Annotated in this window: 26 protein-coding genes and 1 pseudogene; 10 read left to right on the plus strand and 17 right to left on the minus strand. The window is 70.8% G+C overall.

Annotated elements, in window-relative coordinates; translation table 11 throughout:
- Positions 1-2 precede the first annotated feature (2 nt).
- The 12 genes from aspA to ACF1GV_RS18980 all read right to left on the minus strand — a co-directional run bounded on the left by aspA (position 3) and on the right by ACF1GV_RS18980 (position 12606).
- Positions 3-1400: an aspartate ammonia-lyase gene (aspA, locus tag ACF1GV_RS18925; RefSeq protein WP_391682000.1), complete on the minus strand. Its 1398-nt coding sequence runs from the start codon at positions 1398-1400 to the stop codon at positions 3-5.
- Positions 1401-1920: 520 nt separating this feature from the next.
- Positions 1921-2928: an asparaginase gene (locus ACF1GV_RS18930; RefSeq protein ID WP_391682003.1), complete on the minus strand. Its 1008-nt coding sequence runs from the start codon at positions 2926-2928 to the stop codon at positions 1921-1923.
- Positions 2929-2972: 44 nt separating this feature from the next.
- Positions 2973-4406 (minus strand): amino acid permease, encoded by a 1434-nt coding sequence (locus ACF1GV_RS18935; protein ID WP_391682006.1) that lies wholly within the window; start codon positions 4404-4406, stop codon positions 2973-2975.
- Complete coding sequence (locus tag ACF1GV_RS18940) at positions 4403-5080, minus strand: FadR/GntR family transcriptional regulator (RefSeq protein ID WP_391682009.1); 678 nt, start codon at positions 5078-5080, stop codon at positions 4403-4405. Before ACF1GV_RS18940 ends, ACF1GV_RS18935 begins: the two co-directional genes overlap by 4 nt.
- A 162-nt stretch (positions 5081-5242) precedes the next feature.
- Complete coding sequence (locus ACF1GV_RS18945; protein ID WP_391682011.1) at positions 5243-6079, minus strand: undecaprenyl-diphosphate phosphatase; 837 nt, start codon at positions 6077-6079, stop codon at positions 5243-5245.
- 76 nt (positions 6080-6155) lie between these two features.
- Entirely contained in the window at positions 6156-6530 is a 375-nt protein-coding gene (gene crcB, locus ACF1GV_RS18950) for a fluoride efflux transporter CrcB (protein WP_391682014.1), read from the minus strand.
- Complete coding sequence (locus ACF1GV_RS18955) at positions 6527-6907, minus strand: DUF190 domain-containing protein (RefSeq protein ID WP_391682016.1); 381 nt, start codon at positions 6905-6907, stop codon at positions 6527-6529. Before ACF1GV_RS18955 ends, crcB (ACF1GV_RS18950) begins: the two co-directional genes overlap by 4 nt.
- Positions 6904-7365, minus strand: a complete 462-nt coding sequence (gene crcB, locus ACF1GV_RS18960; RefSeq protein ID WP_391682018.1) for a fluoride efflux transporter CrcB — start codon at positions 7363-7365, stop codon at positions 6904-6906. Before crcB (ACF1GV_RS18960) ends, ACF1GV_RS18955 begins: the two co-directional genes overlap by 4 nt.
- Before the next feature lie 71 nt (positions 7366-7436).
- Positions 7437-8402, minus strand: coding sequence for an SMP-30/gluconolactonase/LRE family protein (locus ACF1GV_RS18965; RefSeq protein ID WP_391682020.1), 966 nt, complete (start codon positions 8400-8402; stop codon positions 7437-7439).
- Between the two features lie 10 nt (positions 8403-8412).
- On the minus strand, positions 8413-8694 hold the full coding sequence (locus ACF1GV_RS18970; protein WP_391682023.1) for an ArsR/SmtB family transcription factor: 282 nt from the start codon (positions 8692-8694) through the stop codon (positions 8413-8415).
- Positions 8695-8901: 207 nt separating this feature from the next.
- Positions 8902-10461, minus strand: a complete 1560-nt coding sequence (locus ACF1GV_RS18975; RefSeq protein WP_391682026.1) for an arabinogalactan endo-beta-1,4-galactanase — start codon at positions 10459-10461, stop codon at positions 8902-8904.
- A 123-nt stretch (positions 10462-10584) separates the two neighbouring features.
- Entirely contained in the window at positions 10585-12606 is a 2022-nt protein-coding gene (locus ACF1GV_RS18980; protein ID WP_391682029.1) for a beta-galactosidase, read from the minus strand.
- 239 nt (positions 12607-12845) lie between these two features.
- Here ACF1GV_RS18980 and ACF1GV_RS18985 point away from each other — a divergent pair, with 239 nt between their 5' ends.
- From ACF1GV_RS18985 to ACF1GV_RS19010, 6 genes are all read left to right on the plus strand, one after another.
- Positions 12846-14168, plus strand: coding sequence for an ABC transporter substrate-binding protein (locus ACF1GV_RS18985; protein ID WP_391682031.1), 1323 nt, complete (start codon positions 12846-12848; stop codon positions 14166-14168).
- Positions 14165-15091: a carbohydrate ABC transporter permease gene (locus ACF1GV_RS18990; RefSeq protein WP_391682033.1), complete on the plus strand. Its 927-nt coding sequence runs from the start codon at positions 14165-14167 to the stop codon at positions 15089-15091. Before ACF1GV_RS18985 ends, ACF1GV_RS18990 begins: the two co-directional genes overlap by 4 nt.
- A complete protein-coding gene (locus ACF1GV_RS18995) occupies positions 15088-15993 on the plus strand; it encodes a carbohydrate ABC transporter permease (protein WP_391682036.1) in 906 nt (301 codons plus the stop codon). The genes ACF1GV_RS18990 and ACF1GV_RS18995 overlap by 4 nt, the downstream gene beginning before the upstream one ends.
- Positions 15990-17021, plus strand: coding sequence for a LacI family DNA-binding transcriptional regulator (locus ACF1GV_RS19000; protein WP_391682038.1), 1032 nt, complete (start codon positions 15990-15992; stop codon positions 17019-17021). The genes ACF1GV_RS18995 and ACF1GV_RS19000 overlap by 4 nt, the downstream gene beginning before the upstream one ends.
- A gap of 242 nt (positions 17022-17263) precedes the next feature.
- Entirely contained in the window at positions 17264-17614 is a 351-nt protein-coding gene (locus ACF1GV_RS19005) for a VOC family protein (protein WP_391682041.1), read from the plus strand.
- 71 nt (positions 17615-17685) lie between these two features.
- The gene (locus tag ACF1GV_RS19010) at positions 17686-18084 is read left to right on the plus strand and encodes a MarR family winged helix-turn-helix transcriptional regulator (RefSeq protein ID WP_391682044.1); all 399 of its coding nucleotides are present in this window, start codon (positions 17686-17688) and stop codon (positions 18082-18084) included.
- A 16-nt stretch (positions 18085-18100) separates the two neighbouring features.
- Here the strand turns inward: ACF1GV_RS19010 and ACF1GV_RS19015 are convergent, their stop codons facing one another.
- Positions 18101-18502: an SseB family protein gene (locus ACF1GV_RS19015; RefSeq protein WP_391682046.1), complete on the minus strand. Its 402-nt coding sequence runs from the start codon at positions 18500-18502 to the stop codon at positions 18101-18103.
- Between the two features lie 209 nt (positions 18503-18711).
- Between ACF1GV_RS19015 and ACF1GV_RS19020 the strand changes: the two are divergent.
- Positions 18712-19015: pseudogene (locus ACF1GV_RS19020) on the plus strand (alpha/beta hydrolase); the annotation flags it as partial.
- Positions 19016-19147: 132 nt separating this feature from the next.
- Entirely contained in the window at positions 19148-19576 is a 429-nt protein-coding gene (locus tag ACF1GV_RS19025; protein ID WP_391682049.1) for a VOC family protein, read from the plus strand.
- On the opposite strand, the gene ACF1GV_RS19030 is transcribed toward ACF1GV_RS19025, so the two are convergent.
- The 4 genes from ACF1GV_RS19030 to ACF1GV_RS19045 form a co-directional block, all read right to left on the minus strand.
- Positions 19551-20219, minus strand: a complete 669-nt coding sequence (locus ACF1GV_RS19030; RefSeq protein WP_391682052.1) for an O-methyltransferase — start codon at positions 20217-20219, stop codon at positions 19551-19553. The genes ACF1GV_RS19025 and ACF1GV_RS19030 overlap by 26 nt on opposite strands.
- Positions 20220-20497: 278 nt before the next feature.
- The gene (gene katG, locus ACF1GV_RS19035) at positions 20498-22717 is read right to left on the minus strand and encodes a catalase/peroxidase HPI (protein ID WP_391682054.1); all 2220 of its coding nucleotides are present in this window, start codon (positions 22715-22717) and stop codon (positions 20498-20500) included.
- A 32-nt stretch (positions 22718-22749) separates the two neighbouring features.
- Positions 22750-23184, minus strand: coding sequence for a Fur family transcriptional regulator (locus tag ACF1GV_RS19040; RefSeq protein WP_391682056.1), 435 nt, complete (start codon positions 23182-23184; stop codon positions 22750-22752).
- A 198-nt stretch (positions 23185-23382) separates the two neighbouring features.
- Complete coding sequence (locus tag ACF1GV_RS19045) at positions 23383-23928, minus strand: YciI family protein (protein ID WP_391682058.1); 546 nt, start codon at positions 23926-23928, stop codon at positions 23383-23385.
- A 126-nt stretch (positions 23929-24054) separates the two neighbouring features.
- On the opposite strand from ACF1GV_RS19045, the gene ACF1GV_RS19050 reads away from it, so the two are divergent.
- Both ACF1GV_RS19050 and ACF1GV_RS19055 read left to right on the plus strand, forming a co-directional pair.
- Positions 24055-24465: a 5-carboxymethyl-2-hydroxymuconate Delta-isomerase gene (locus ACF1GV_RS19050; protein WP_391682060.1), complete on the plus strand. Its 411-nt coding sequence runs from the start codon at positions 24055-24057 to the stop codon at positions 24463-24465.
- A complete protein-coding gene (locus ACF1GV_RS19055; protein ID WP_391682063.1) occupies positions 24459-25148 on the plus strand; it encodes a DUF6882 domain-containing protein in 690 nt (229 codons plus the stop codon). Before ACF1GV_RS19050 ends, ACF1GV_RS19055 begins: the two co-directional genes overlap by 7 nt.
- Positions 25149-25154 lie beyond the last annotated feature (6 nt).

The raw sequence follows: 25154 nt of genomic DNA on the forward strand, positions 1-25154 counted from the left end.
GGTCAGGCCACGGGCGCCGCGTTGCCGGCCACGACCTCCGGGCGGAGCAGGGCGGCGAGGCGGTCGGCGGGGAGCAGGCCCTTCTCCAGGACCAGCTCGGCGACTCCGCGGCCGGTGGCGAGGGCCTCCTTGGCGATGTCCGTGGCCGCCGTGTACCCGATGTGCGGGTTGAGGGCGGTGACCAGGCCGATGGAGTTCTCCACCGTCGCGCGCAGGCGTTCGGTGTTCGCGGTGATCCCGTCGACGCAGCGGCCGGCGAGGGTGACGCAGGCGCGCTCCAGGTGCGTGATCGACTCCGAGAGGGAGTGCAGGATGATCGGCTCGAACGCGTTCAGCTGGAGCTGGCCGGCCTCGGCGGCCATGGTGATGGCGACGTCGTTGCCGATCACCTCGAAGGCGACCTGGTTGACGACCTCGGGGATCACCGGGTTCACCTTGCCGGGCATGATCGACGAACCCGCCTGCACCGGGGGGAGGTTGATCTCGCCCAGGCCGGCGCGCGGGCCGGAGGAGAGCAGGCGCAGGTCGTTGCAGCTCTTGGAGAGCTTGACGGCGATGCGCTTCAGGACGCCGGACATCTGGACGAAGGCGCCGCAGTCCTGGGTGGCCTCCACGAGGTTGGCGGCGGTGACGAGCGGCAGGCCGGTGATGTCGGCGAGGTGGCGGCGGGCGGCCTCGGCGTAACCTGCGGGGGCGTTGAGGCCGGTGCCGATGGCCGTGGCGCCGAGGTTGATCTCATGGACCAGCTCGACGGCCTCGGCGAGACGGCTGCGGTCCTCCTCGATCATCACGGCGTACGCCGAGAACTCTTGACCGAGCGTCATCGGGACCGCGTCCTGCAACTGTGTACGGCCCATCTTGAGTACGTCGCGGAACTCCACGGCCTTGCGGGCGAAGGCGTCCTGGAGGACCGACATCGCCTTGAGCAGTCCACGGACCGCGAAGACCGTCGCGATCTTGACGGCGGTGGGGTAGACGTCGTTGGTGGACTGGCCGAGGTTGACGTCCTCGTTGGGGTGCAGGTGGGTGTACTCGCCCTTGGCGTGGCCGAGCAGTTCGAGCGCGCGGTTGGCGACGACCTCGTTGGCGTTCATGTTGGTCGAGGTGCCGGCGCCGCCCTGGATGACGTCGACGACGAACTGGTCGTGCAGCTTGCCCGCGCGGATCTCCTGGCAGGCGGCGACGATCGCGGCGGCCTTCTCGGGGTTCAGCAGGCCGAGTTCCTCGTTGGCGCGGGCGGCTGCCTCCTTGACGGCGGCGAGAGCGTTGACGAGGTGGGGGTAGGTGGAGATAGGGGTGCCGGTGATGGGGAAGTTCTCGGTGGCGCGGAGGGTGTGGACGCCCCAATAGGAGTCCGCGGGGATGTCTCGGGTGCCGAGGAGGTCGTGTTCGGTGCGCATGGGTCTCTTCCTTATGGGTGCGTGCGGGTTGCGTTGTGGCTGGTCGCGCCCACGCGGCGGAGCCGCATGTCGAATGCAGCCCCGCGCCCCCTTTTGGGCCTGCGGCGGCCCGTTGCGGTGTGTGGGTGGCCGGTGTTCGCGCCTGCGGTTGTCTGTGAGTCGGGGCCGGGGTGGGGGGTGTCCGTCCTCGGTCCTGCCGCCCGTTTCCGACGGGCGTGCTGTGTCTCGGTGCCGGCCCGGCGCGGGCGGCCCCCCGCCCAACCCCCAACCCCGGCCCCTCACCGCCGCGGGCGGCTGCGGCCCGTCGTGGGTCCGCCGCGGGTGCGGGCCGCCGCTCGTTTGCGGGCAACTGCTGATTCAGCTGTGGGTAGTTGTGCCCTCCCTTTTCGAGCAGGGGGACTCCCAGGGCGGCACGGGTGGGCACAGCGGCGCCGGGGCAAGCCCACCGCCGCCACCGCCGACGTTCAGCAGTCGGCGCCGGGCGCGTGGCCCAAAGTCGGCCGCCGGGGGCGCCGGTCCGTCAGGACCGCGGTAGGGGGTCCAGTGCTCGGGCCGGGCGGACCTCGCCCACGGGCGCGCCGCCGCCCAGCAGTGGCTCGCCCCTGAAGTCGGTGAGGAGTGAAGGGTCCACCCCCGCGCGGGCCAGTGCTGCCGCGGCGACCGGGATGCGCGCCCGGTTCGCACCGTCGGCGATCTTGACGGCGATCGCGCGGCCGTCGGACAGGGCGGCGACCTGAACGCCCTCGAAGCCGTCCTTCGCCAGCAGTCCCGGCACCGCCCGCATCAGGGCGGCCACGTCGCGGCCGGAGCCGGAGGCCATCTCGGGATGGGTGCGCATCGCGTCGGCCACGTGGGCCTCCGGGGTGCCGGGGGCCGCGGTGGTGATGCGGGCCGCCGCGCGGGCCAGGCCGTGCAGGGAGACGGAGAAGAGGGGGGCGCCGCAGCCGTCCACCGTGGTCCGGGCGATCCGCTGGCCGGTGAGGTCCTCGACGATCTCGGCGATCGCCTTCTGGAGGGGGTGGCCGGGGTCGAGGTAGTCCTCGAGGGACCAGCCGTTGAGCTTGCAGGTGTACAGCATGGCCGCGTGCTTGCCGGAGCAGTTCTGGGCCAGGCGGGACGGGCCGCGGTCCGCGCGGATCCAGGCGTCCCGGACGACGGGGTCGAAGGGGAGGTCGGGCACGTTGCGCAGGTCGTTCTCGGTGAGGCCGGCCAGGTCGAGAATGCGGCGGGTGCCCTCGAGGTGGACCTCTTCGCCGGAGTGGCTGGCGGCGGCCAGGGAGAGGAGGTCTCCTTCGAGCGGCAGACCCGCCCGGACCATGGCCACCGCCTGGAGCGGCTTGATCGCCGAGCGGGGGTAGAAGGCCGCCTCGATGTCGCCGAGTTGGAAGACGGGGGTGCCGTCGGAGCCCAGTACGGCGACGGAGCCGTAGTGGATGCCTTCTATGACGCCGCCGCGTATGAGGTGGGCCACGGGGGCGTGGAGGGGTTCGCGGATCTGGGGTGCGTCCGCAAGGGAACTGCTGTACATCTCTGCCTGGTTCGGTGGTGGGTGGATGCGGCCGGGTGCGCTGTTCACGCGCCGGCCCCGGTGCGGTCGAGGCGGCCGCGGAGCGCGTACCAGCCTGCGACCAGGGCGCCGACGATCAGCGGCAGGCACTGCACGGTGGTGCGTCCGGCGCCGCCGTCGGCGTACATGAGGACCAGGACGGAGGCGAGGAACGCCAGCGTCACGAGTTCGGTCCAGGGGGAGCCCGGCAGACGGTAGCCGGGGCGGGTCAGTTCGTTGCTCTGGGTCTTCTGCCAGAAGCGCAGATGGCAGACCATGATCATGCCCCAGGTGGCGAGGATGCCGATCGCCGCGAAGTTCAGCACGATCTCGAAGGCGTCCGCCGGGACGACGTAGTTGAGGGCCACGCCAAGGACGCACATACCGCTGGTGAGCAGGATGCCGCCGTAGGGGACCTGGGTGCGGCTCATCCGCGCGGTGAACTTGGGGGCCGACCCGCTCACGGCCATGGAGCGCAGGATGCGGCCCGTCGAGTACAGGCCCGAATTGAGGGACGACATGGCCGCCGTGAGGACGACGAGGTTCATCACGCCGCCGGCGGCGGGGATGCCGATCTTCGACAGGACCGTGACGAAGGGGCTCTCTCCGGCCGTGTACTTGTTCCAGGGCAGGAGCATGGAGAGGAGGATGACCGAGCCCACGTAGAACAGGCCCACGCGCCACATGATCGAGTTGATCGCCTTCGGCATGATCTTCTCGGGGTTCTCGGTCTCGCCGGCGGCGACGCCGACCAGTTCGACGGAGGCGTAGGCGAAGACGACGCCCTGAATGATCAGCAGCATGGGCAGCAGGCCGTTGGGGAAGACGCCGCCGTGGTCGGTGATCAGGGACGGGCCGGGGGTCGCCCCGTCGACCGGGTGCCGCGTCACCAGGAGGAAGATGCCGATGCACATGAACGTGACCAGCGCGGCCACCTTGATGATCGCGAACCAGAACTCCAGCTCACCGAAGATCTTGACGGAGATCAGGTTGACCGTGAGGACGATCGCGAGTGCGATCAATGCGATCAACCATTGCGGGATGTCGGAGAACATGCCCCAGTAGTGGGTGTACGTGGCGACCGCGGTGATGTCGGCGATGCCGGTCGTCGCCCAGTTGAGGAAGTACATCCAGCCCGCGGTGTACGCGCCCTTCTCCCCCAGGAACTCGCGGGCGTACGAGACGAACGCGCCGGAGGACGGGCGGTACAGGACGAGTTCGCCGAGGGCGCGCACGACCAGGAAGGCGAAGACTCCGCAGACCGCGTAGGCGATGAAGAGGGAGGGGCCGGCGTCGGCGAGGCGGCCTCCGGCGCCGAGGAACAGGCCGGTGCCGATGGCACCGCCGATGGCGATCATGTTGACGTGCCGGGACTTCAGGGACTTGCTGTAGCCCGCGTCTCCGGCGTCGATGTGACGGGTCGAGGGGCGCGTCTCGTCTTTGAGGTGCTGTTCGCTCACGCCTCGGGTCCGCCTTCCGTGGGTTGGGCCGCGCGCGCGGGGCGCACGATGTCGGTGAGGGTGGTCTCGACGCGGTCGAGGTGGTGGGCCATGGCCTCCACCGCGTCGTGCTCGGAACCGTCGACCAGCGCCTCGACGATGGCCCGGTGCTCGCGGTTGGACTGCTCGCGCCGGCCGCCCAGCTCGTTGAGGAAGGCCGACTGACGCGCCAGTGCGTCGCGGATCTCCTCGATGACCCGGCGGAAGACCGGGTTCTGGGCGGCCTCGGCCACGGCGAGGTGGAAGAGGCTGTCCATCGCGACCCACGCGGTGGTGTCCGTCTCCCGCTCCATGCGGTCCAGCAGATACGCCAGGTGGTCCAGGTTCTCCGGGGTGCGGCGCACGGCGGCGTACCCGGCGACGGGGATCTCGATGTGGCGGCGCACTTCGAGCAGGTCGCTGGCCGCGTAGTCGCCGAAGGTGGGGTCCTCGACGGCGTTCGCGACCACGAAGGTGCCCTTGCCGGTCCGGGAGACCGTCAGACCCATCGTCTGCAGGGCGCGCAGCGCCTCGCGCAGGACGGGCCGGGAGACCTCCAGGGTGCGGCACAGCTCCGCTTCGCTGGGGAGCTTGTCGCCGATGGCGTACTCACCGCGCTCGATGGCACCGCGCAGATGGCCGAGTACGGCCTCCATGGCGCTGATGCGCCGAGGAGGCTGACTGGCTGTCCGGCTGTCTGACAGGTTCACGGGACAGATACTCCGGGTGGCCGAGGGGCGGTGTCAAGGTGGGTGGAAAGAAAAATTCAGGGGGCGGGAAGCCTGTAAATCGGCTTTCGCCCCCTGGCGGTCACAAGGTCAGGCGTCGAGCACTCCCGTGGAGAGCAGGCCGAGCAGCGCCACACCGATGACGACGCGGTAGATCACGAAGGCGTTGAAGGAGTGCTTGGCCACGAACTTCAGCAGCCAGGCGATGGAGGCGTAGGCCACGACGAAGGAGACGATCGTGCCGACGGCCAGCGGGGCCGCGCCGACTCCGGTACCGAGCGCGTCCTTCAACTCGTACAGGCCGGCGCCGGTCAGGGCCGGAATGCCGAGGAAGAAGGACAGGCGGGTGGCGGCGACCCGGTCCAAGTCGAGGATGAGCGCGGTGGACATGGTGGCACCTGAGCGGGAGAAACCGGGGAAGAGCAGCGCGAGAATCTGCGAGCAGCCGACCAGCATCGCGTCCTTGAAGGAGGTGTCGTCCTCCCCGCGCTTGTGCCGGCCCATCTGGTCGGCCGCCCACATCACACCACTGCCGACGATCAGCGACCCGGCCACCACCCACAGGGAGGCGAGCGGGCCCTCGATCAGCGGCTTGGCGGCCAAGCCCACGATCACGATGGGGACGGTCGCGGCGATCACCCACCAGGCGAACTTGTAGTCGTGGTGGTACCGCTCCTCCTTGTCGACCAGGCCGCGGCCCCAGGCGGAGACGATCCGCACGATGTCCTTGAAGAAGTACACGAGCACGGCGGCTATGGCGCCGACCTGGATGACGGCCGAGAACCCGACGACCGCGTTGTCGTCGACGGGGATGCCCATCAGCCCCTCGGTGATCTTGAGATGTCCGGTGGAGGAGACGGGGAGGAACTCGGTCACTCCCTCGACGGCTCCGAGGACGACGGCCTGGCCGACGCTGATGACGCTCATGGATTCCCGTTCTTGGAGGGGCTGGGGGTACAGGGGGGGCGGGACAGTCTTACTACAAGCAGGCTGGAGGCTGCGCCTACGGCCAGACAGCCTGGGCCAGCGCCACCCCGGCGAAGGCCGCGCCCAGCCCGGCGGCCACGCTCCCGGCGACGTTGAGCGCCGCGTACAGACGGGCGCCGGTCTCCGTCAGACGCAGCGTCTCGTAGGAGAAGGTCGAGTACGTCGTCAGCGCCCCGCACAGGCCCGTGCCCAGCAGCAGCCGGACGTGGGAGTCCACGGCGCCCGCGGCCGCCGCTCCCGTCAGCAGTCCGAGGATCACACAGCCGACGACGTTGACCGCGAGGGTGCCCCAGGGGAAGACCGAGTCGTGCCGGGACTGCACCGCGCGGTCGGTGAGATAGCGCAGGGGCGCGCCGACTACGCCGCCGGCGACGACGAGCAGCCAGTTCACAACGACTTCTTACCCTTCCTGCCCGATTCGCCGGATTCGGCGCCGCGTCCGACGTATCGGATGACCTCGCAGTCGTCGAGGGTGACCAGTCCTTCGGTGACCAGTTCGTCCAGCTGCGGAAGGAAGGCGCGGACACGGTCCTCGGTGTCCACGATCACGATCACGACCGGCAGGTCCTCGCTCAGCGACAGCAGCCGGGAGGTGTGGATCAGGGAGGAGGCGCCGAACCCCTCGATGCCCTTGAAGACGCTGGCCCCGGCGAGACCGGCCGCGTGGGCGCGGTGCACGATCTCGGCGTACAGCGGCTTGTGGTGCCAGGTGTCCATCTCGCCGACGAAGACGGTCAGGCGCAGGGCTCGTCCGGTCAACCGGGTCATCGCTGCCTCCAGGTCAGGACGCGGCGGGTCGCCGTGGCGGCGAGCCACACCGCGGTGAGCGCCGCGAGCGGGGTCGCGGCGAGGTAGACCAGCGCGGTGCGCGCGTGGCCGTGGTCGATGAGCTGCTGCACGTCGACGGCGTAGGTGGAGAAGGTGGTGAAGCCGCCCAGCACCCCGGTGCCGAAGAAGGGCCGCACCAGCTTGTGCGCGGCGAGGGCCTCGGTGATCAGGACCATGAACACGCCCATCACCGCGCAGCCGGTGATGTTGATCCACAGCGTGGTCCAGGGGAATCCGCCGCCGGCCGCGGGCCAGGCGAGCCCGGCGCCGTAGCGGGCGGCCGCTCCGCAGCCGCCACCGAGGGCGACCACCGCGACGACGGGCAGCTGACCGCGCCAGGCGGTCCGGTGCCGTGGGGCGGCGGGGATGCGGAGGCTCTCGGCTTCCGGGGCTGTCATGTCGTACGTCTCCTGCTCGCCGCGCGGGTGATCACGGGCGACACCAGCCTAGCGCCGGGACACGGCGCCGCTCACCCGCCGGTGGGCGGGGCGCAGACCGCGACGCCCGGCTCCCACAGGCTGCCGAGGACCAGGTGACCGGCGGTCGTGCAGACGCTGGTGACCATGCGGAAGCGGGAGCGGCGGCGGACGAGGTGATGAACGACACGGCCGTCGTCGTCGACGGCGAGGACGGCGGCGGTGCCGGGAGGGCGGAAGGGTGCGTGCACCGCTGCCCGCGCGGCGGCGCGGCGTGCCGCCGGGGCTGCACGGTGCAGGACGTCGAGCGCGGGGACGCGGGGGCCCGCCAGCGCGACCCAGATCGGGCCGTCGGGGCCGGAACGCCACAGGTTGTCGGGCATGCCGGGCAGGTTCTCGGCGAAGGGTTCGCTCTCACCGGCCCGCGGTCCGGTGAGCCAGTAGCGGGTCAGGCGACAGGCGCTGGTCTCGGCCAGCACCAGGAAGGTGCCGTCGGCGCTCAGGGCGAGACCGTTGGCAAAGCGCAGACCTTCCAGCACGACCTCGAAGGCGGTGCTCCCGGGCGCGAGGCGGAGCAGGCGGCCGGTGCGGGTGTCCTCGACGATGTCGGCGATCCAGTGGTGCAGGGGGTGGCGGCGGCTGGAGACGGTGACGTAGAGGCTGCCGTCGGGTCCGGCGACCACGTTGCTGGCGAAGCGCGTCCGCTCCCCCGCCACCTCGTCGGCCAGGACGCGTACGGTGCCGGCGGTGAGGTCGGCGCGCAGCAGTCCCCGTTCCGCATCGCAGACGAGGAGGTCGCCGCCGGGGAGCAGTTCCAGCCCCAGAGGCCGGCCGCCGGTGTCGGCGAGGGTCTCGACCCGGGGCGGCGCCCCGGGGTCGGCCAGGCCGTCGAGGCGCAGGATGCGGCCGTCGGCCACACCGGTGAGGATCCTGCCGCGCGGGTCGGCGATCACGTCCTCGGGGCCGTGACCGGGCAGGCGGACGTGGCGGATCGGGCGCAGAGTCGTGGGTCGGTCCATGCCGGCCGGGTCACCAGCCCTTCTCGAACATGCGGGCCACCTCGGCGATCCGTACCTCGTCCCGCCGGTAGTAGGTGTGCGGTCCGGCCTGGCGGGCGCGCACCAGGCCGACGCGGGTCAGCAGGGCGAGATCGCACCGCAGGAGGCTCGGTGGCACGCCCAGGGCGACGGCGATCGCGTCCGCCGTGACGCCGCCGAGCGAAGGGTCGCTGTCCGACGGGAAGGGGGCGGGGGCGTGCTCGAGCCACTGCAGGATCTCCAGACGCCTCTCGCTGACGGGAGCCCTCACCATCGTGTCCCCCTCGGGTGGCTGAGCCGGGCCTTCGTACCGCGTCTTCCCACTGTTCCCCGGTGTGAGCGCTCGTGCACCGCAGTCGGCGCGCATTGTCCGGGATGCGTCGGCCGACGTCTTCGGCTGGGGCGGGAGTTGACGCACGGGCGGGGCCCGGCCGCCGTCGTGGTGGCCGGGCCCTGTGCGGTGCGCCGCGTCCGTGGGAGGTCAGCGGTGGCGGAACCACGACATGGACGCCAGCGCCTTGTCGTCGTAGCCGAAGAGCGCCTGGTTCTCCCAGCCGTTGCCGGAGGAGGCGTCGCCGGGGTCCCAGCCGTTTCCGGTCACCGCGGTCCAGGTCGCCTCCCAGTAGAAGACGCCGAGGCCACGGCCGTTCGGGACGGCCTCCACGATGTTCGCGACGGTGTTCATCCAGGCGGTCTGCCCGGCCACGCTCGCCGGGTAGCCGCTCACCAGCTCGCCGCTGGTGTCGATCTGGTTGGTCAGAGCGTCGTCGCTGTCGAGCCGGAAGGGGTAGGCCGTCTCGGCGACGAAGACCGGCTTGCCGTAGCGGGACGCGGCGTCGTCGAGGGTGGTCTGGAAGTCGGCCAGCGGGCCGTGCCAGTAGCCGTAGTACGACAGGCCGATCGCGTCGAACTTCACGCCGTTCGCGACGGCGCTGTCGAACCACCAGCGGGTGCCGGACAGGTCTCCGCCCTTGGCCAGGTGCAGGGCCACGAGGGTGGAGGGGTTGACTGCCTTGACCGCGTTGTATCCACTGTTGAGCAGTCCGGCGAGCTGGGTCCAGTTGTCGGTGGAACCCTCGCTCCACAGCATGCCGCCATTGATCTCATTGCCCACCTGGACCATGTCGGCGGTGGTGCCCTGGGCCTTCAAGGCGTTCAAGACGTCGTAAGTGTGGTTGTACACGTCCGTCTTGAGTTGACCGTAGGAGTGGCCCGCCCAGGCGACCGGCTTGGTCTGGGCACCCGGGTCGGCCCAGGTGTCGGAGTAGTGGAAGTCGACCAGCAGCTTCATGCCGACGGCCTTGCCGCGCTTGGCCATGGCGAGCACGCGGGTCTTGTCGTTGTAGCCGTCGGCGGAGTTCACCCAGACCTTCAGGCGCGCGTAGTTCATGCCGGCGTTCTTCAGGATGGTGAACGCGTCCGAGGTCACGCCTGAAGCGGTCCTGTACACGCCGCCGGACGCCTCGCTCTTGGCGAGGGAGGAGATGTCGGCGCCCTTGACGGACAGGCCGGTCGTGCCCGGCGTGAACGTCAGATCGTCAACGTTGATCCAGTTGCCCGCGTTCGCGTCACTGTTGATGCTGATCGTGCACTGGCTGCCGGTAACCTTGACCGGCGTGACGATCCTGATCCAGCCGCTGGAGGAGACGGGGAGGTCGGTGCGCTGCTCGGTGCCGCCGCAGTTCCTCAGGGCCAGGTAGGCGGTCTTCTGACCGCCGCTGGAGCGGACCCAGGCGGTGAGGGTGTAGGACCCGTCGGCCAGGCCTGACAGGTACTGGTAGGTCTCCACCTTGTAGGCGGATGACGACCAGTGGCTGAGCCGGTAGCCGCCGCTGCGGCCGCCGGCCTCGACGTAGCTCGCGCCGCCGTCGCCGTACTCCGACCAGCCGCTCGGGGTCGCGGCGCCGGTGCCGTCGGCCTCGAAGCCGCCGTTGGTGAGGGCCGGGGCCGCCTGCGCGCTCTGGGCGGGCAGTGCGGTGAGGGCGAGGCCCGCCACGAGCGGCAGCAGCACGGCCCTGATGGTGCGTCCGGGATGGAACATCGTCGTCCGTCGTCCCTTCGACGTGGGTGGGGACCTCCACGCCCGGGGGCTGGAAGCCACGGGTGGAGGAGGAGGCCCCTCCGCCCGTGGCTCTTCGGCTCGCACGGGCGGAGGGGGGTCGGTTCAGCCGTCGAGTCGTACGACCCGTACGGCTCTCGCGGGCACGGCCAGGCGGCCCGCGGCTCGCTCGCCGGTCAGCAGCTCGGTGCCGGGCGCGTCCAGCGGCACCTTGACGTCGGCGGCGGTGTGGTTGAGGGCGAACAGGTAGCTGCCCTGCTCACCGGTGCGCTGGACGACCTCCACGTCGCGCGGCAGGTCGGCGCGCACGGCGACGCCCGCGTCGTGGGCGGCCCGGCCGAGAAGTGCGTCCAGCCCCTCGGCGCCCAGGCGGGTGGAGATGTACCAGGCGGTGCCCGCGCCGAGGCGGTGGCGGGTGATCGCGGGCCGGCCGGCGGTCAGGCCGTCGGCGTAGGTCCACACCGTCTCGGCGCCGCGCGGCACGACGAACTCCGTCCACACGTCGCCGCTCAGCTCCGAGCCGTCGGGGCCGGTGATCCGTACCCGCTCGCCCTGGAGCAGCGGCGAGAACTCTTCGACGGTCAGGCCGAGAGTGTCGCGCAGCACGCCGGGGCAGGCGCCCTCGTGGACGGCGTCGTGCGCGTCGACGATGCCGGAGAAGTACGACACGACCAGGGTGCCGCCCTGCTCGACGTACGCCCTCAGGTTGCGCCCGGCGGCCTCGGTCATCAGGTACAGGGCGGGCACGACGACCAGCGGGTAGCGCGTCAGGTCGGCTTCGGGGTGGGCGAAGTCGACGGTGAGGTGGCGGTCGTAGAGCGCCTCGTAGAAGGTGTCGGCCCGCTCGCGCGCGTCATGGTCCTCGCTGGGGCGCCAGTCGAGGTTCTGCGCCCACCAGGACTGCCAGTCCCACAGCATCGCCACGTCGGCCCGCGTTCGGGTGCCGCGGATCTCGCTCAACGACTCGAGCGATCCGCCCAGTTCGACGACCTCGCGCCACACGCGCGTGTCCGTGCCGCCGTGCGGGACCATGGCGGAGTGGAACTTCTCGGCGCCGCGCCGGGATTGCCGCCACTGGAAGAACATCGCGCCGTCGGAGCCGCGCGCCACGTGGCCGAGGGAGTTGCGGGCCATCTGCCCGGGCGCCTTGGCGGGGTTGCGGGGCTGCCAGTTGACGCCGGAGGTGGAGTGCTCCAGCAGCAGCCAGGGGGCGCCGCCGGCGACGGAGCGCGTCAGGTCGGCGGCCATGGCGAGGTTGACGTGGGTGCGGCGGCCGTCGGTGATCAGGTAGTGGTCGTTGGTGACGAGGTCGACCTCGCGGCCCCAGGCCCAGTAGTCGACCGAGTCGCACTGGCTGAGCGCGGTCATGAAGTTGGTGGTGACCGGGACGCCGGGTGAGAGGCGGTGCAGGATGTCGCGCTCGGCGCGGAAGTTCTCCCGCATGGTGGCGTCGGCGAAGCGCCGGTAGTCCAGGGCCTGGGCCGGGTTGCCGACGGTCGCGGCCCGGCGCGGCGGGTTGATCTGGTCGAGGTCGGCGTAGCGCTGGCCCCAGAAGGCGGTGCCCCAGGCGTCGTTGACGGCGCCGATGGTGCCGTAGGTGCCGGTGAGCCAGCGGCGGAAGTGGGCGGCGCAGGAGTCGCAGTAGCAGGCGGAGACGGGGACGCCGTACTCGTTGTGCACGTGCCACATCACCAGCGCCGGGTGGTCGCCGTAGCGTTCGGCGAGCTGGGTGGTGATGTTCACGGCGGCGGCCCGGTAGTCGGCGTTGCTGTGGCAGATCGCGCCGCGGGAGCCGAACTCAAGGCGCACCCCGTCGGCGGTGACCGGCAGGGCCTCGGGGTGGGCGCGGTAGAACCAGGCGGGCGGGACCACGGTGGGCGTGCCGAGGTCGACGCGGATGCCGCCCGCGTGCAGCAGGTCGATGACCCGGTCGAGCCAGCCGAAGTCGTACTCCCCCGGCGCGGGTTCCAGCAGGGCCCAGGAGAAGATGCCGACGCTCACCAGGGTCACGCCGGCCTCGCGCATCAGCCGGACGTCCTCCTGCCAGACGGATTCCGGCCACTGCTCGGGGTTGTAGTCCCCGCCGAAGGCGAGCCGGGTGAGGCCCTTGGGGGTGGTGTCCGGCATGGATGTCTCCCGTGGGGTCGATCATTTGGGAACGTGCACACACATTGACGGCGGTGCGGGCCCAACATAACCGCACAGTCTCAACCATTGACAAGTGTCCGGGATGTTTCTCTACTGTGAACGCTCACAGAAGCATGGCAGGGCCTCGCGACGGGCGAGAACCCAGGAAGCCGGCCTCTGCACACATCTGCATGGCAGGTCTCCGCGTCGAGCGGAGACCCAGGTCAGGGGAGAGATCCATGCCGTACACGAAGCGCCGCCGCCTCGTGACTTCCGCCGTCGCCGTCGCGCTCGGCGCCACCGCCCTCGCCGCCTGCGGCTCGTCCGACGACTCGAAGGGCGACGCACAGTCCGGGCCCGTCTCGCTGACGTACTGGACCTGGACACCCGGTATGGACACGGTCGTGGACCTGTGGAACAAGGGGCCGGGCAAGAAGCAGCAGATCTCCGTCACGGTGAAGAAGCAGGCGTCCGGCGACACGCTGGTCACCAAGATCCTCACCTCGCACAAGGCCGGCAAGGGCCCGGACCTGGTGCAGGCGGAGTACCAGGCGCTGCCGACGCTCGTCAGCAATGACGCGCTGGCCGACATCGCGAAGAACGTGGGCGACGTCAAGGGCAAGTTCGCCGACGGGGTCTGGCAGCAGACGACGCTGGGCACGGACGCGGTGTACGCGATACCCCAGGACATCGGGCCGATGATGTTCTACTACCGCGCCGACCTGTTCAAGCAGTACGGCCTGACGGTCCCGACCACCTGGGACGAGTTCGCGCAGACGGCCCGCGCGCTCAAGAAGAAGGCCCCCGACAAGGCCCTGACCACCTTCTCCGCCAACGACTCCGGACTCTTCGCGGGCCTCGCCCAGCAGGCCGGCGCCAAGTGGTGGACGACGTCCGGTGACCAGTGGAAGGTCGGCATCGACGACGCGGCGACACAGAAGGTGGCCAGGTTCTGGGGCGGCCTCGTCAAGGAGGGCGCCGTCGACAACCAGCCGATGTACACCCCGGCCTGGAACAAGGCGCTGAACACCGGCAAGCAGATCGCGTGGGTCAGCGCGGTATGGGCGCCGGGCACGCTGACCACGGCCGCGCCGGACACCAAGGGCAAGTGGGCCATGGCCCCGCTCCCCCAGTGGTCCAAGAGCGAGAACCGCACCGGCAGCTGGGGCGGCTCCTCCACCGCCGTCACCACGGACTCCAGGCACAAGGACGCCGCCGCCGCGTTCGCCGCCTGGCTGAACACCGACGCCGAGGCGCTCAACGCGCTGGCCAAGGAGAGCGGCATCTACCCGGCGTCCACGTCCGCCCAGCTCAGCGGCGCCTTCCAGAATCCGCCGGAGTTCTTCTCGAACCAGGTCGACTTCTACACCAAGGCCGCCGACATCGCCGAGACCACCGCGCCCTCCGCCTGGGGCCCGAACGTCAACGTCGCCTACACCTCCTTCAAGGACGCCTTCGGCGCCGCCGCCAAGAACAAGTCGGACTTCGTCGCCGCGCTGAAGAAGATGCAGTCGGACACGGTCGCCGACCTGAAGAAGCAGGGCTTCGAGGCCGGCCGGTGAGCAGCACGGCACACCGGAGGTCGTACGGGGTCAGGTCGGCCCCGTACGGCTTCCTTCTCCCCGCGACGATCCTGTTCCTGCTGTTCTTCGCGCTGCCCATCGGCTACGCGGTCTTTCTCAGCTTCCGCAAGGTGCACGTCTCCGGGCTCGGTCTGGGGGCGCATGCGCGGCGGGAGGTCTGGGCCGGCCTGGAGAACTACACGGACGCGCTCACCGACAGCGAGCTGCTGCACGGCGCGCTCCGCGTGCTGGGCTACGGCTGCGTCGTCGTCCCGGTCATGCTCGGTCTCGCCCTGCTGTTCGCGCTGATGCTCGACTCCGAGAAGGTGCGCCTCGCGCCCTTCACCCGGCTCGCGATCTTCCTGCCGTACGCCATCCCCGGTGTCGTCGCGGCGCTGCTGTGGGGCTTTCTCTACCTTCCGGACGTCAGCCCGTTCTACTACGTGCTGCAAAGGCTCGGCCTGCCGCAGCCGAACCTGCTGGACGGCGGTCCGCTCTATCTCGCCCTGTCCAACATCGCGGTCTGGGGCGGCACCGGCTTCAACATGATCGTCATCTACACCTCGCTGCGGGCCATCCCGGCCGAGGTGTACGAGGCGGCGAAGCTGGACGGCGCCACGCCGCTGCAGATCGCGCTGCGGATCAAGATCCCGATGGTGGCGCCGTCGCTGGTGCTCACCTTCTTCTTCTCGATCATCGCGACGCTGCAGGTGTTCAACGAACCGACCACGCTCAAGCCGCTCACCAACTCCGTCTCCACGACCTGGAGTCCGCTGATGAAGGTCTACCGGGACGCCTTCGGCTCCGGTGACATCTACGCGGCCGCCGCCGAAGCCGTGATCATCGCTCTGGCGACGCTGGTGCTGTCGTTCGGCTTCCTGCGGACCGCGAACCGCCGCAACAAGCAGGAGGCGACCCGATGAGTTCCGTGGCCCTCCGCAAGGCCGCCCCGGCCGCCGGTACGACGCCTGGGACCGCCCAAGGGCCCCCGCTGCGCCGCCGGATCGCCCTGGTGCCGACGGCGACGCTGCTGCTGGGCGCGCTGTACTGCCTGCTGCCCGTCGCATGGGTGGTGATCGCCGCGACCAAGTCGGGCAAGGAGCTGTTCTCCACGTTCACCTTCCTGCCGGGCAGCGGTTTCGCCGGCAACCTGCATGATCTGAACGCTTACCGCGACGGCGTGTACTGGGAGTGGATGGGCAACTCCGCCCTCTACGCGGGCGTCGGCGCCCTGCTGTCGACGGTCGTGTCCGCGTTCAGCGGCTACGCGCTGGCGACCTACCGCTTCCGCGGCCGCGAGACGGTGTTCAACATCCTGCTCGCGGGTGTGCTGATGCCGCCGGTGATCCTCGCCGTGCCGCAGTACCTGCTGCTGGCGAAGGCGAACCTGACCGACTCCTACCTGTCGGTGCTGCTGCCGCAGATCCTCTCGCCGTACGGCGTCTACCTGGCGCGCATCTACGCGGCCGCCGCGGTCCCGGCGGACGTGGTCGAGGCCGGCCGGATGGACGGGGCGAGCGAGTGGCGGATCTTCACCCGGATCGCGCTGCCGATGATGATCCCCGGCATGGTGACGGTGTTCCTGTTCCAGTTCGTGGCGGTGTGGAACAACTTCCTGCTGCCGTACATCATGCTCAGCGACGACGAGAGGTTCCCGATCACGCTCGGTCTGTACACGCTGCTGGAGCAGGGCTCCAACCAGCCCGCGCTGTACACGCTGGTGATCACCGGCGCGTTCCTCGCGGTGCTGCCGCTGGTCGCCCTGTTCCTGGTCATCCAGCGGTTCTGGAGCCTGGACCTGCTCTCCGGGGCCGTAAAGTCATGACCATGAGTACATCGGGGGGCCGACGCAGGCCGCCGACGATCCACGACGTGGCGCGCGAGGCGGGAGTCTCGCGCGGCACCGTCTCGCGCGTGCTCAACGGCGGCCACTACGTCAGTCCCGCCGCGCAGGAAGCGGTCAACGCGGCCATCCGCAAGACCGGTTACGTGGTGAACCGGCACGCGCGCTCACTGATCACCGGACGGTCGGACTCCGTCGGCTTCCTGCTCACCGAGCCGCAGGAGCGGTTCTTCGAGGACCCCAACTTCAACGTCCTGCTGCGCGGTTGCACCCAGGCGCTGGCCGCGCACGACGTCCCGCTGCTGCTGATGCTGGCGGGCAACGAGGACGAGCGGCGGCGCATCACGCGGTACATCACCGCCGGGCACGTCGACGGAGTGCTGCTGGTCTCCAGCCACTCCGGCGACCCGGTCGCCCAGGAGCTGCGCGAGGCGGGCGTGCCGCTCGTGGCGTGCGGCAAGCCGATCGGCCTGGTGTCGAAGGTGAGCTACGTGGCCGCCGACGACCGGGACGGCGCCCGGGACATGGTGCGGCACCTGCTCTCCCTCGGGCGGCGCCGGATCGGCACGGTCACCGGTCCGCTGGACACCCCGGGCGGTGTCGAACGGCTCGCCGGATACCGGGAGGTGCTCACCGAGGCGGGTATCGCGATCGACGAGCGGCTGATCGTCTCCGGCGACTACAGCCGGGCCAGCGGTGAGGACGCCGCCGAGCGGCTGCTGGAGCGGGCGCCCGATGTGGACGCCGTCTTCGTCGCGTCCGATCTGATGGCGCAGGGCGTGCTGACCGCCCTGCACCGGGCCGGGCGCCGGGTGCCCGAGGACGTGGCGGTGGGCGGCTTCGACGACTCGCCCGCCGCGCTGTCCGCCAGCCCGGAGCTGACGACCATACGGCAGCCGTGGGACCGGATCAGCGCCGAGATGGTCCGGGTCCTGCTCGCCCAGATCGGCGGCGAGGACCCGGCTGCGGTGATCCTGCCGACGGAACTGGTCAAGCGCGCCTCTGCGTGAGGGGGCGGGGCGGGGCGGTGCTCGGATGACGCGCCACGGCGGTCGTTCGCCCGTACGGCCGTCCGCGTCGACGTCACCCCGCCGCCGTACACCGCGGTCGCGGAGGCCCCGCACACCGTGCGCGGCGGCCCTGGTGAGCCGCGACCGGTCAGGATCGAAGAAGCCACAACCCGCCGTGCCGTCCTAGCGTGGGTGCACCGACGGAAAACCGTCGGGTCCCGCCCTTTCGAGGAGTGAGTGCCATGACCGCCGGTGTGCAGACGATCATCTACCCCGTCAAGGACAAGGACCGGGCCAAGGCCGTGTTCACGGCCCTGCTCGGCGTCGAGCCGTACGTCGACGAGCCCTACTACGTCGGTTTCAAGGCCGAGGGCCAGGACGTGGGACTCGACCCGAACGGCCACGCCCAGGGCCTGACCGGACCGGTGCCGTTCTGGCACGTCACCGACCTGCGGGAGCGGCTCGCGGCTCTGCTGGCGGCGGGCGCGGAGGTGGTCCAGGACGTGCGCGACGTCGGGAACGGCCGGCTGATCGTCTCCGTGAAGGACCCCGACGGCAACCTCGTGGGGCTGCTCCAGGACCCGGTGTCCTGAGGGGCGTACGACCGATGCGCCTGCACTAGTTGCATAATCAACGAATGGCCGATTCGGTGTACCGTGCGGGTATGGCAGCGAAGACGGCCGAGGCCCGGCTCGAGGAGCGGTGGCGGGACATCCTGTCCGTGCACGCCCGCACGATGTGCGAGATCGACCGGGCCCTGCACCCGCACGGGCTGGGCGCCAGCGATTTCGAGGTGCTCGACATCCTGGCGAACGCCTCGGCCGGCCCGGGCGACCAGTGCCGGGTGCAGAACCTGGTCGGGCAGGTGCATCTCAGCCAGAGCGCGCTGTCCCGTCTCATCGGCCGCCTGGAGAAGGACGGCCTGATCGAGCGCTCGGTGTGCGCCGAGGACCGGCGAGGCGTGTGGGTCGCCCTCACCGACAAAGGCCGCCGACTGCACACGCAGGTGCAACCGCTCCAGCGGGAGGTGCTGGAGCGGATGCTCGGTGGTCGGCCCGCTTGAGGCTCTGGTCCTGCTCCTACGGCCGGGCCAGCAGGGTGCGTACGCCTTCCGAGGTGAGCGTCAGCGGATGCGACGAGCCCGCGTCGATGGTGAGCGACAGGTCGTCCGCAGGCCACTGGGCGGCCAGCGCGCCGAGCGGCACCAGACGGTAGCGCGATATGTAGGGCAGGAGGTCGGCCATCGCCGGCTCCGAGGTGAAGACCGGGACCACCGGGTTCCCGCCCGGCTGCTCCAGCACCGGCAGGGCCACGGCGGAGGGGTTCGTGGCGTCCTCTTCGGCGACGTCGTCGGGCACGGGCACGAGCACGTCGCTGTGCGCCAGGGTGTCCAGCGCCGCGGTGTCCTCGGTGTTCTGGGCGAGCGCGTCCAATGCGCGCTGCGCGGGCGTGGCGGTGTTGTCGTTCTCGGGTGTGTCCATGGTGTCTTCCCTGGTAGCGGCGGTCGTACGGGCCGTTTTCGGTGACGGCTCCCGGGCACGGTCTGGCCACGCGTACCCGAGCCGGACGCGGTCATTCCCCCTGTCGGCGATCGATCCGCGCCGCGGCGTGGTGGGGCGGGGCGGCCGGCACGTCCAGCGGCGCCGTGAGCGTCTGCCTGCCGTGCGGGTGACCGCGACGGCCGCCACGCCGGCGGCTCGCCGCGCCGGCGGGAACCGGCGCGCGCGCAGTCTCGCCGCCGTACGCCGGCGACCTGAGCGGGCCGGCCCCGGCGCTGCCCGACGCGGTGGCCGATCACGGGTGCCGCTACGCCGAGCGGCTGAAGGAGGCCGGGACCTCCGTGAGGCTCACCGAATACCCGGGCGCCCGGCACACGTCCCCTCGGCATGCCGGGCGTGGAGCAGGAGGCCGAGCCCGCGCGGGCCGAGATCCGCGACCGTCTCCGGGCCCCCTCGGGACGTGACGGACGGCCCGGACGTCCATGGAGTGACTGAAACAGCCGCGTGGACACGCGCATGGACACGCGCGTTCGAATGCGGTCGGCTAGCATCGCCGACGGCATCGCGTGCCGGTCACCGGCCGGGTGAGGCATGGAGGTGCCGGGAGATGCCTGCTGGAGGCATTCCTTGTCCATCGAGTTGAATCACACCATCGTCCACGCACGGGACAAGCGGGAGTCCGCCGAGTTCTTCGCCGAGCTGCTGGGGCTCGAGATCGCCGGGGAGTGGGGCCCGTTCGTCGCGGTGCACCTCGCCAACGGCGTGACGCTGGACTTCGCCACCGCTCCCGCGGAGCGGATCACGCCACAGCACTACGCCTTCCTGGTCTCCGAGAAGGAGTTCGACGAGGCGTACACGAAGATCACGGAGCGCGGCATCGAGCACTGGGCCGATCCGCACCAGCAGCAGCGGGGCACGGTCAACCGCAACGACGGCGGCCGCGGGGTGTACTTCCTGGACCCCGCGGGTCACGCCCTGGAACTGATCACGGTCCCCTACGGCGGCTGGCCGGCCGCCCAGGACCTGCCGGTCACTCGGTCACGACCGCCAGCGTGAACCCGTCGTAGCCCTTCTCGCCGACGGTCTGCAGGGTCGCGGCGGTCAGCCGGGGGTGGGCGGCGATCAGTTCGGTGAAGCGCCGCACGCCCTGGACGCGCGGGTCGGAGCTGTCGGGTTCGGTGACGGCTCCCTCCCGTACGACGTTGTCGCCGACGATGACGCTGCCCGGGCGGGTGAGTCGCAGGGCCCACTCCAGGTAGGCGGGGTTGGAGGGCTTGTCGGCGTCGATGAAGACGAGGTCGAAGGGGCCCTCCCCCTCCTCCACGAGTCGCGGCAGCGTGTCCAGGGCGACGCCGAGACGGATGTCGACGATGTGGTCGAGCCCGGCGCGGGCCACGTTGGCGGCGGCGACAGCGGCGCACTGCTCGTCGGCCTCCAGGGTCACCAGGCGTCCGTCCGCGGGCAGGGCGCGGGCGAGCCAGATCGTGCTGTAGCCGGCGAGCGTGCCGATCTCCAGGACCTTGCGGGCACAGCGGATCCGCGCGAGCAGGTGCAGCAACTTGCCCTGATTGGGCGCCACTTGGATGGCGGGCAGCTGCGCCGCGTCGGCATCGGCCACGGCCGCGCGCAGGACGGCGTCCTCCTCCACGAGCAGGTCGTTGAAGTAGGCGTCGACGGCGGTCCAGGTTTCCTGGGACACGGCGGGCTCCCTTGCAACTCGATGGAGTGAGTTTCCAAAGGGAACTTACTACGGCCGACGCGCTGCACCGAATGCCATGAAGGCGCCACTTCCCGCCAACCTCGGTCAACTCCGGCGCGCGGGAGGCGGTTTCCCGCCACACGGAGGGGGCGGGCGAGGCGCCGGCACCCCGGACGGGACCAGGCACCGCAAGCACCGGACGGGCCCCGCCGCCGGCCGTACAGCAGTCCGGGCCGGCCCACGAGGGCCGGCCCGGACTGTGCGTGCTCAGGGGCGGATCAGATCAGGTCGAACCGGTCCAGGTTCATGACCTTGTCCCACGCCGCGACGAAGTCCTGGACGAACTTCTCCTTCGCGTCGTCGCTCGCGTAGACCTCCGCCAGCGCGCGCAGCTCGGAGTTCGAGCCGAAGACGAGGTCGGCGCGGCTGCCGGCCCACTTCAGCTCGCCCGTGGCCGCGTCACGGCCCTCGAACGTGGTCTGGTCCTCGCTGGTCGACTTCCACGTCGTACCCAGGTCGAGCAGGTTGACGAAGAAGTCGTTCGTCAGGGCCCCCGGCGTCTTGGTGAAGACACCGAGCTGCGACTGCTGGTGGTTGGCGCCCAGCACGCGCAGGCCGCCGACGAGGACCGTCATCTCGGGGGCGCTCAGGGTGAGCAGGTTGGCGCGGTCGAGCAGCAGGTACTCGGCCGGCAGCCGGTTGCCCTTGCCGAGGTAGTTGCGGAAGCCGTCCGCGGTCGGCTCCAGCGCCTCGAACGACTCGACGTCGGTGTGCTCCTCGGTCGCGTCGACGCGGCCCGGGGCGAAAGGCACCTCGATGTCGAACCCGGCGTCCTTGGCGGCCTTCTCCACGGCGGCGCAGCCACCGAGCACGATCAGGTCGGCCAGGGAGACCTTGCGGGCGGAGCCGGAGTTGAACTCCTGCTGGACGCCCTCGAGGGTGCGCAGCACCAGCGCGAGCTGGTCGGGGTCGTTGGCCTCCCAGCCGCGCTGCGGCGCGAGGCGGATGCGGGCACCGTTGGCGCCGCCGCGCTTGTCGCTGCCGCGGAACGTCGAGGCCGACGCCCACGCGGTGGTGACCAGCTGCGACACGGTCAGACCCGAGTCGAGGAGCTTGGCCTTCAGGGCCGCGACGTCGGCGGCGCCGATGGGCTCGCCCTCGGCCTGAGGCAGCGGGTCCTGCCACAGCAGGGTCTCCGCCGGGACCTCCGGACCGAGGTACAGCGACTTCGGGCCCATGTCGCGGTGGGTCAGCTTGTACCAGGCGCGGGCGAAGGCGTCCGCGAACTCCTGCGGGTTCTCGTAGAACCGGCGGGAGATCGGTCCGTAGATCGGGTCGAAGCGCAGCGACAGGTCGGTGGTGAGCATCGTCGGGCGGTGCTTCTTCGACGGGTCGTGCGCGTCCGGGACGATCTCGGGGGCGTCCTTGGCCACCCACTGCTTGGCACCGGCCGGGGACTCGGTCAGCTCGTACTCGTACTCGAAGAGGTTCTTGAAGAACCCGTTGCTCCACTGCGTCGGGGTGGTGGTCCAGGTGACCTCCAGACCCGAGGTGATGGTGTCGCCGCCCTTGCCGGTGCCGTACGTCGACTTCCAGCCGAGGCCCTGCTCCTCGATGGACGCGGCCTCGGGGTCGTTGCCCACGTGGTCGGCCGGGCCGGCGCCGTGGGTCTTGCCGAAGGTGTGACCGCCGGCGATCAGCGCGACGGTCTCCTCGTCGTTCATCGCCATGCGGCGGAACGTCTCACGGATGTCGCGGGCCGCGGCGAGCGGGTCCGGGTTGCCGTTGGGGCCCTCGGGGTTGACGTAGATCAGGCCCATCTGCACCGCGCCGAGCGGGTTCTCCAGCTCGCGGTCACCCCTGTAGCGCTCGTCGCCCAGCCAGGTGGTCTCGGGACCCCAGTAGACGTCCTCCTCGGCCTCCCAGACGTCCGCGCGGCCGCCACCGAAGCCGAAGGTCTCGAAGCCCATCGTCTCCAGCGCGACGTTGCCGGTGAGGACGAGCAGGTCGGCCCAGGACAGGCTCTTGCCGTACTTCTTCTTCACCGGCCACAGCAGACGGCGGGCCTTGTCCAGGTTGGCGTTGTCCGGCCAGCTGTTGAGCGGGGCGAAGCGCTGCTGACCGGCACCGGCGCCACCGCGGCCGTCGCTGATGCGGTAGGTGCCGGCGCTGTGCCAGGCCATACGGACCATGAGCGGGCCGTAGTGACCGAAGTCGGCCGGCCACCAGTCCTGCGAGGTGGTGAGCACCTCGGCGATGTCCCGCTTCACCGCGGCCAGGTCCAGGCTCTGGAACGCCTCGGCGTAGTCGAAGTCCTCACCGAGCGGGTTGGCCACGGCGGGGTTCTTGGCAAGGATCTTCAGATTGAGCCGCTCAGGCCACCACTGGCGGTTGCCACCGCCCTGCGTGGGATGCGGGGCGCGTCCGTGCGCGACGGGGCAGCCACCCGTGCCCTCGGTCTTGGGGTCGGTGACGATTGCGTCAGGGTTCTCGGACATTCGGGTCCTTCCGAACTAAGCGGATCGTGGTGCTAACTGCGTGCGGTGGAGCAGTCGGGGCACAGGCCCCAGTAGATGACCTCGGCCTCGTCGATGACGAACCCGTGGTCGTCGGAGGCGGTCAGACAGGGCGCCTCACCGACCCCGCAGTCCACGTCGGCGACGGTCCCGCAGGAGCGGCACACGACGTGGTGGTGGTTGTCCCCCACCCTCCCCTCGAACCGGGCCGGACTGCCGGCCGGTTCGATACGGCGTATGAGCCCGGCCGCGGTGAGCGCGTGCAGGGCCTCGTAGACGGCCTGGACGGAGATGTGGCCCACGCGGGCGCGCACGCCGCCGGCGATCCCCTCGACATCGAGGTGGTCGCCTGCACGGACGGTTTCGAGGAGGGCCACACGGGCGGCCGTGACGCGCAGGCCGGCACCGCGCAGCTCCTCGGCGACGGTCGGAGACCGGGATGCGCTCATGGCGGCAACCTACTCCGCCAAACACGAGAGGTACAGAAAAACGAACGATTCAATTTTGTGGCGCGGGTACAGGGACGGTTTCGGCTCGTGCGAGGGCAGTTGTACGACACCCACGGCCGGCGCCCGACCGAGGACGGGCCGCCCGCCTTCCCGCCCTCGGCGCATCCCCCGCCGACCGCGCCGCGCGTCGCGACCGGCCTACCTGCGGCCGCCCGGCTCCCAGGGGTGGACCTCGATGGCGGTGTACCGGTCGGCGGTGAGGACGGTGCGGGCCGTGTCGGCGTCCGGCGCGCGGACCAGTGCCGCCGTGCCCAGCCAGAGGGTGCCGTCGTCGGACAGCAGCGGGCCGTAGGCGACGAGGTGGTCCCGGTCGGGCGGTGGTACGTCCTCTTCGGCCGCCCGGCCGGAGCCGAACCCGAGCACCAGGTGGCCGTCTTCGTCCACCGGACCGCCGGGGAACTCCCACATCGTGCGCGCGAGCATGTTGCGCCACCGGCGCAGCAGCACGTCCCGGTAGACGCCCGCCCGCTGGTTGGGCTCGTCGAAGGCGAACGCGCGGGCGGCGGCCACATCGGGCAGGTCGACGATGTGCACGCTCCCACTGGGCACGTCGCCACAGAAGGTGGGACCGCGCGCGATCAGTTCCTTTTCGTACCCGTCCATGTAGGACCAGTGCTCCTCCCCCAGTTCGAGGCGCAGTGGAAGGGAGCCCGGCCGGTCGCGGTGGTGGACGAAGAATTCCATGGCGGCAGTGTTCACGAGCCGGCGCGGGCACGAAACCGGGTTTCCCCGAGGGCCTGTGCCTTCGGCCGGACGATGTGCGCGAAAATAGTTGCCTTAAGTAACCAGCAGTCGCGCGAAGGGCTCGCAGTGCCGCACATCACCATCGACTACTCCTCGCAGCTGGACGGCTCCTTCGACCGGGAGACCCTCGTGAAGGAACTGCACACGACCGTGATCGCCGACTCCGGCTCGACGGGGGTCTGCAAGACGTTCCTGCGCCCGGCGCAGACATACGTCGGCAACCGGGCGCCCGGGGAGTCGCTCTTCGTCCACGCGGAGGTGGGTCTGCTGCCCGGCCGCTCCGAGGCGCTGAAGGCACGGCTCGCCGAGACCGTCCTGGCGATCCTCGGACGGCATCTTCCGTGCCCCGAGCAGGTGGTCTGCTCCGTCGAGGTACGGGACCTGGCCGACTCGTACCGTCTGTCCCCTTCCGCCCGCGTGACCGGGGACCTCCACGAGGGTGCGTCACGCCCGGCGCCTACGCTCGGGGCATGGTGAGTGAATTCAGCGACGCCTTCCTCCTGGAGGCCGAACGGCACGCCGCCTGGGGCGCGGCCCAGCTCGAGGCCCTGAACGCGTTCCTGCCCGAGGCCCCGTGGACCGCCGATCTCGAGGCCTGCCGCTATCGGCAGGGGGATGTCGAGCTGCGCGTGGCCGTGCTCGGCACCTATGACACGGACGAACAGTCCTGGATGTGGGGCTGGGCGAACCCGGGGCTGGAAGGCACCGAGGCGGTCGCGCTCACCGGCGCGGTGGAGCGTTACGGGCGCGCCCACGGCATCCCCGAACTGACCGAATCCGTATTGCAGTTGTCCGGCTTCCCGGACCCGCGGCACGCGGCGGAGATGCTCGCCTTCGCCGGCATGGGGGTGGCCGAGGCCCTCGGGTACATCGGCGTCGCGGCGGGACCGGCGACGCGTGTCTACTTCCTTCCCGACGATCCGCGGGTGCCGCGCGCCGGTCTCGACCCGGTGACGCTGCCGCGGACCCTGCTCACGGGCGCGGGCCTGATCGGTCGTTCGGCCCGGCACGTGGTCGGCGGGTACTTCGACCACCACGACGTCCCCCAGCGCGCCGAGGACGACCGGATCGTGGCCGGCCTGCCCGGCGGCAGCGCGGCCGAGGTCCGCTTCGACGCCGTGGGCCGGATCGGGGCCGTGGAGGTGAAGGTCCTGCCGTAGCGGGAC

The sequence above is a fragment of the Streptomyces sp. NPDC014006 genome, from assembly GCF_043088925.1.
Lineage (GTDB): Bacteria > Actinomycetota > Actinomycetes > Streptomycetales > Streptomycetaceae > Streptomyces.

Excerpts from the sequence above, each read along its gene's own strand:
- ACF1GV_RS18955 (WP_391682016.1), bottom strand. The coding sequence starts at position 6,907 with ATGACCCGGTTGACCGGACGAGCCCTGCGCCTGACCGTCTTCGTCGGC.
- ACF1GV_RS19005 (WP_391682041.1), top strand. The coding sequence starts at position 17,264 with ATGACCGCCGGTGTGCAGACGATCATCTACCCCGTCAAGGACAAGGAC.
- ACF1GV_RS19015 (WP_391682046.1), bottom strand. The coding sequence starts at position 18,502 with ATGGACACACCCGAGAACGACAACACCGCCACGCCCGCGCAGCGCGCA.
- crcB (WP_391682018.1), bottom strand. The coding sequence starts at position 7,365 with ATGACAGCCCCGGAAGCCGAGAGCCTCCGCATCCCCGCCGCCCCACGG.
- ACF1GV_RS18985 (WP_391682031.1), top strand. The coding sequence starts at position 12,846 with ATGCCGTACACGAAGCGCCGCCGCCTCGTGACTTCCGCCGTCGCCGTC.
- aspA (WP_391682000.1), bottom strand. The coding sequence starts at position 1,400 with ATGCGCACCGAACACGACCTCCTCGGCACCCGAGACATCCCCGCGGAC.
- ACF1GV_RS19055 (WP_391682063.1), top strand. The coding sequence starts at position 24,459 with ATGGTGAGTGAATTCAGCGACGCCTTCCTCCTGGAGGCCGAACGGCAC.
- ACF1GV_RS19000 (WP_391682038.1), top strand. The coding sequence starts at position 15,990 with ATGACCATGAGTACATCGGGGGGCCGACGCAGGCCGCCGACGATCCAC.
- ACF1GV_RS19045 (WP_391682058.1), bottom strand. The coding sequence starts at position 23,928 with ATGGAATTCTTCGTCCACCACCGCGACCGGCCGGGCTCCCTTCCACTG.
- ACF1GV_RS18995 (WP_391682036.1), top strand. The coding sequence starts at position 15,088 with ATGAGTTCCGTGGCCCTCCGCAAGGCCGCCCCGGCCGCCGGTACGACG.
- ACF1GV_RS18975 (WP_391682026.1), bottom strand. The coding sequence starts at position 10,461 with ATGTTCCATCCCGGACGCACCATCAGGGCCGTGCTGCTGCCGCTCGTG.
- ACF1GV_RS18945 (WP_391682011.1), bottom strand. The coding sequence starts at position 6,079 with ATGAGCGTCATCAGCGTCGGCCAGGCCGTCGTCCTCGGAGCCGTCGAG.
- ACF1GV_RS18970 (WP_391682023.1), bottom strand. The coding sequence starts at position 8,694 with ATGGTGAGGGCTCCCGTCAGCGAGAGGCGTCTGGAGATCCTGCAGTGG.
- ACF1GV_RS18940 (WP_391682009.1), bottom strand. The coding sequence starts at position 5,080 with ATGGAGGCCGTACTCGGCCATCTGCGCGGTGCCATCGAGCGCGGTGAG.
- ACF1GV_RS18930 (WP_391682003.1), bottom strand. The coding sequence starts at position 2,928 with ATGTACAGCAGTTCCCTTGCGGACGCACCCCAGATCCGCGAACCCCTC.
- ACF1GV_RS18965 (WP_391682020.1), bottom strand. The coding sequence starts at position 8,402 with ATGGACCGACCCACGACTCTGCGCCCGATCCGCCACGTCCGCCTGCCC.
- ACF1GV_RS19040 (WP_391682056.1), bottom strand. The coding sequence starts at position 23,184 with ATGAGCGCATCCCGGTCTCCGACCGTCGCCGAGGAGCTGCGCGGTGCC.
- katG (WP_391682054.1), bottom strand. The coding sequence starts at position 22,717 with ATGTCCGAGAACCCTGACGCAATCGTCACCGACCCCAAGACCGAGGGC.
- ACF1GV_RS18980 (WP_391682029.1), bottom strand. The coding sequence starts at position 12,606 with ATGCCGGACACCACCCCCAAGGGCCTCACCCGGCTCGCCTTCGGCGGG.
- ACF1GV_RS19010 (WP_391682044.1), top strand. The coding sequence starts at position 17,686 with ATGGCAGCGAAGACGGCCGAGGCCCGGCTCGAGGAGCGGTGGCGGGAC.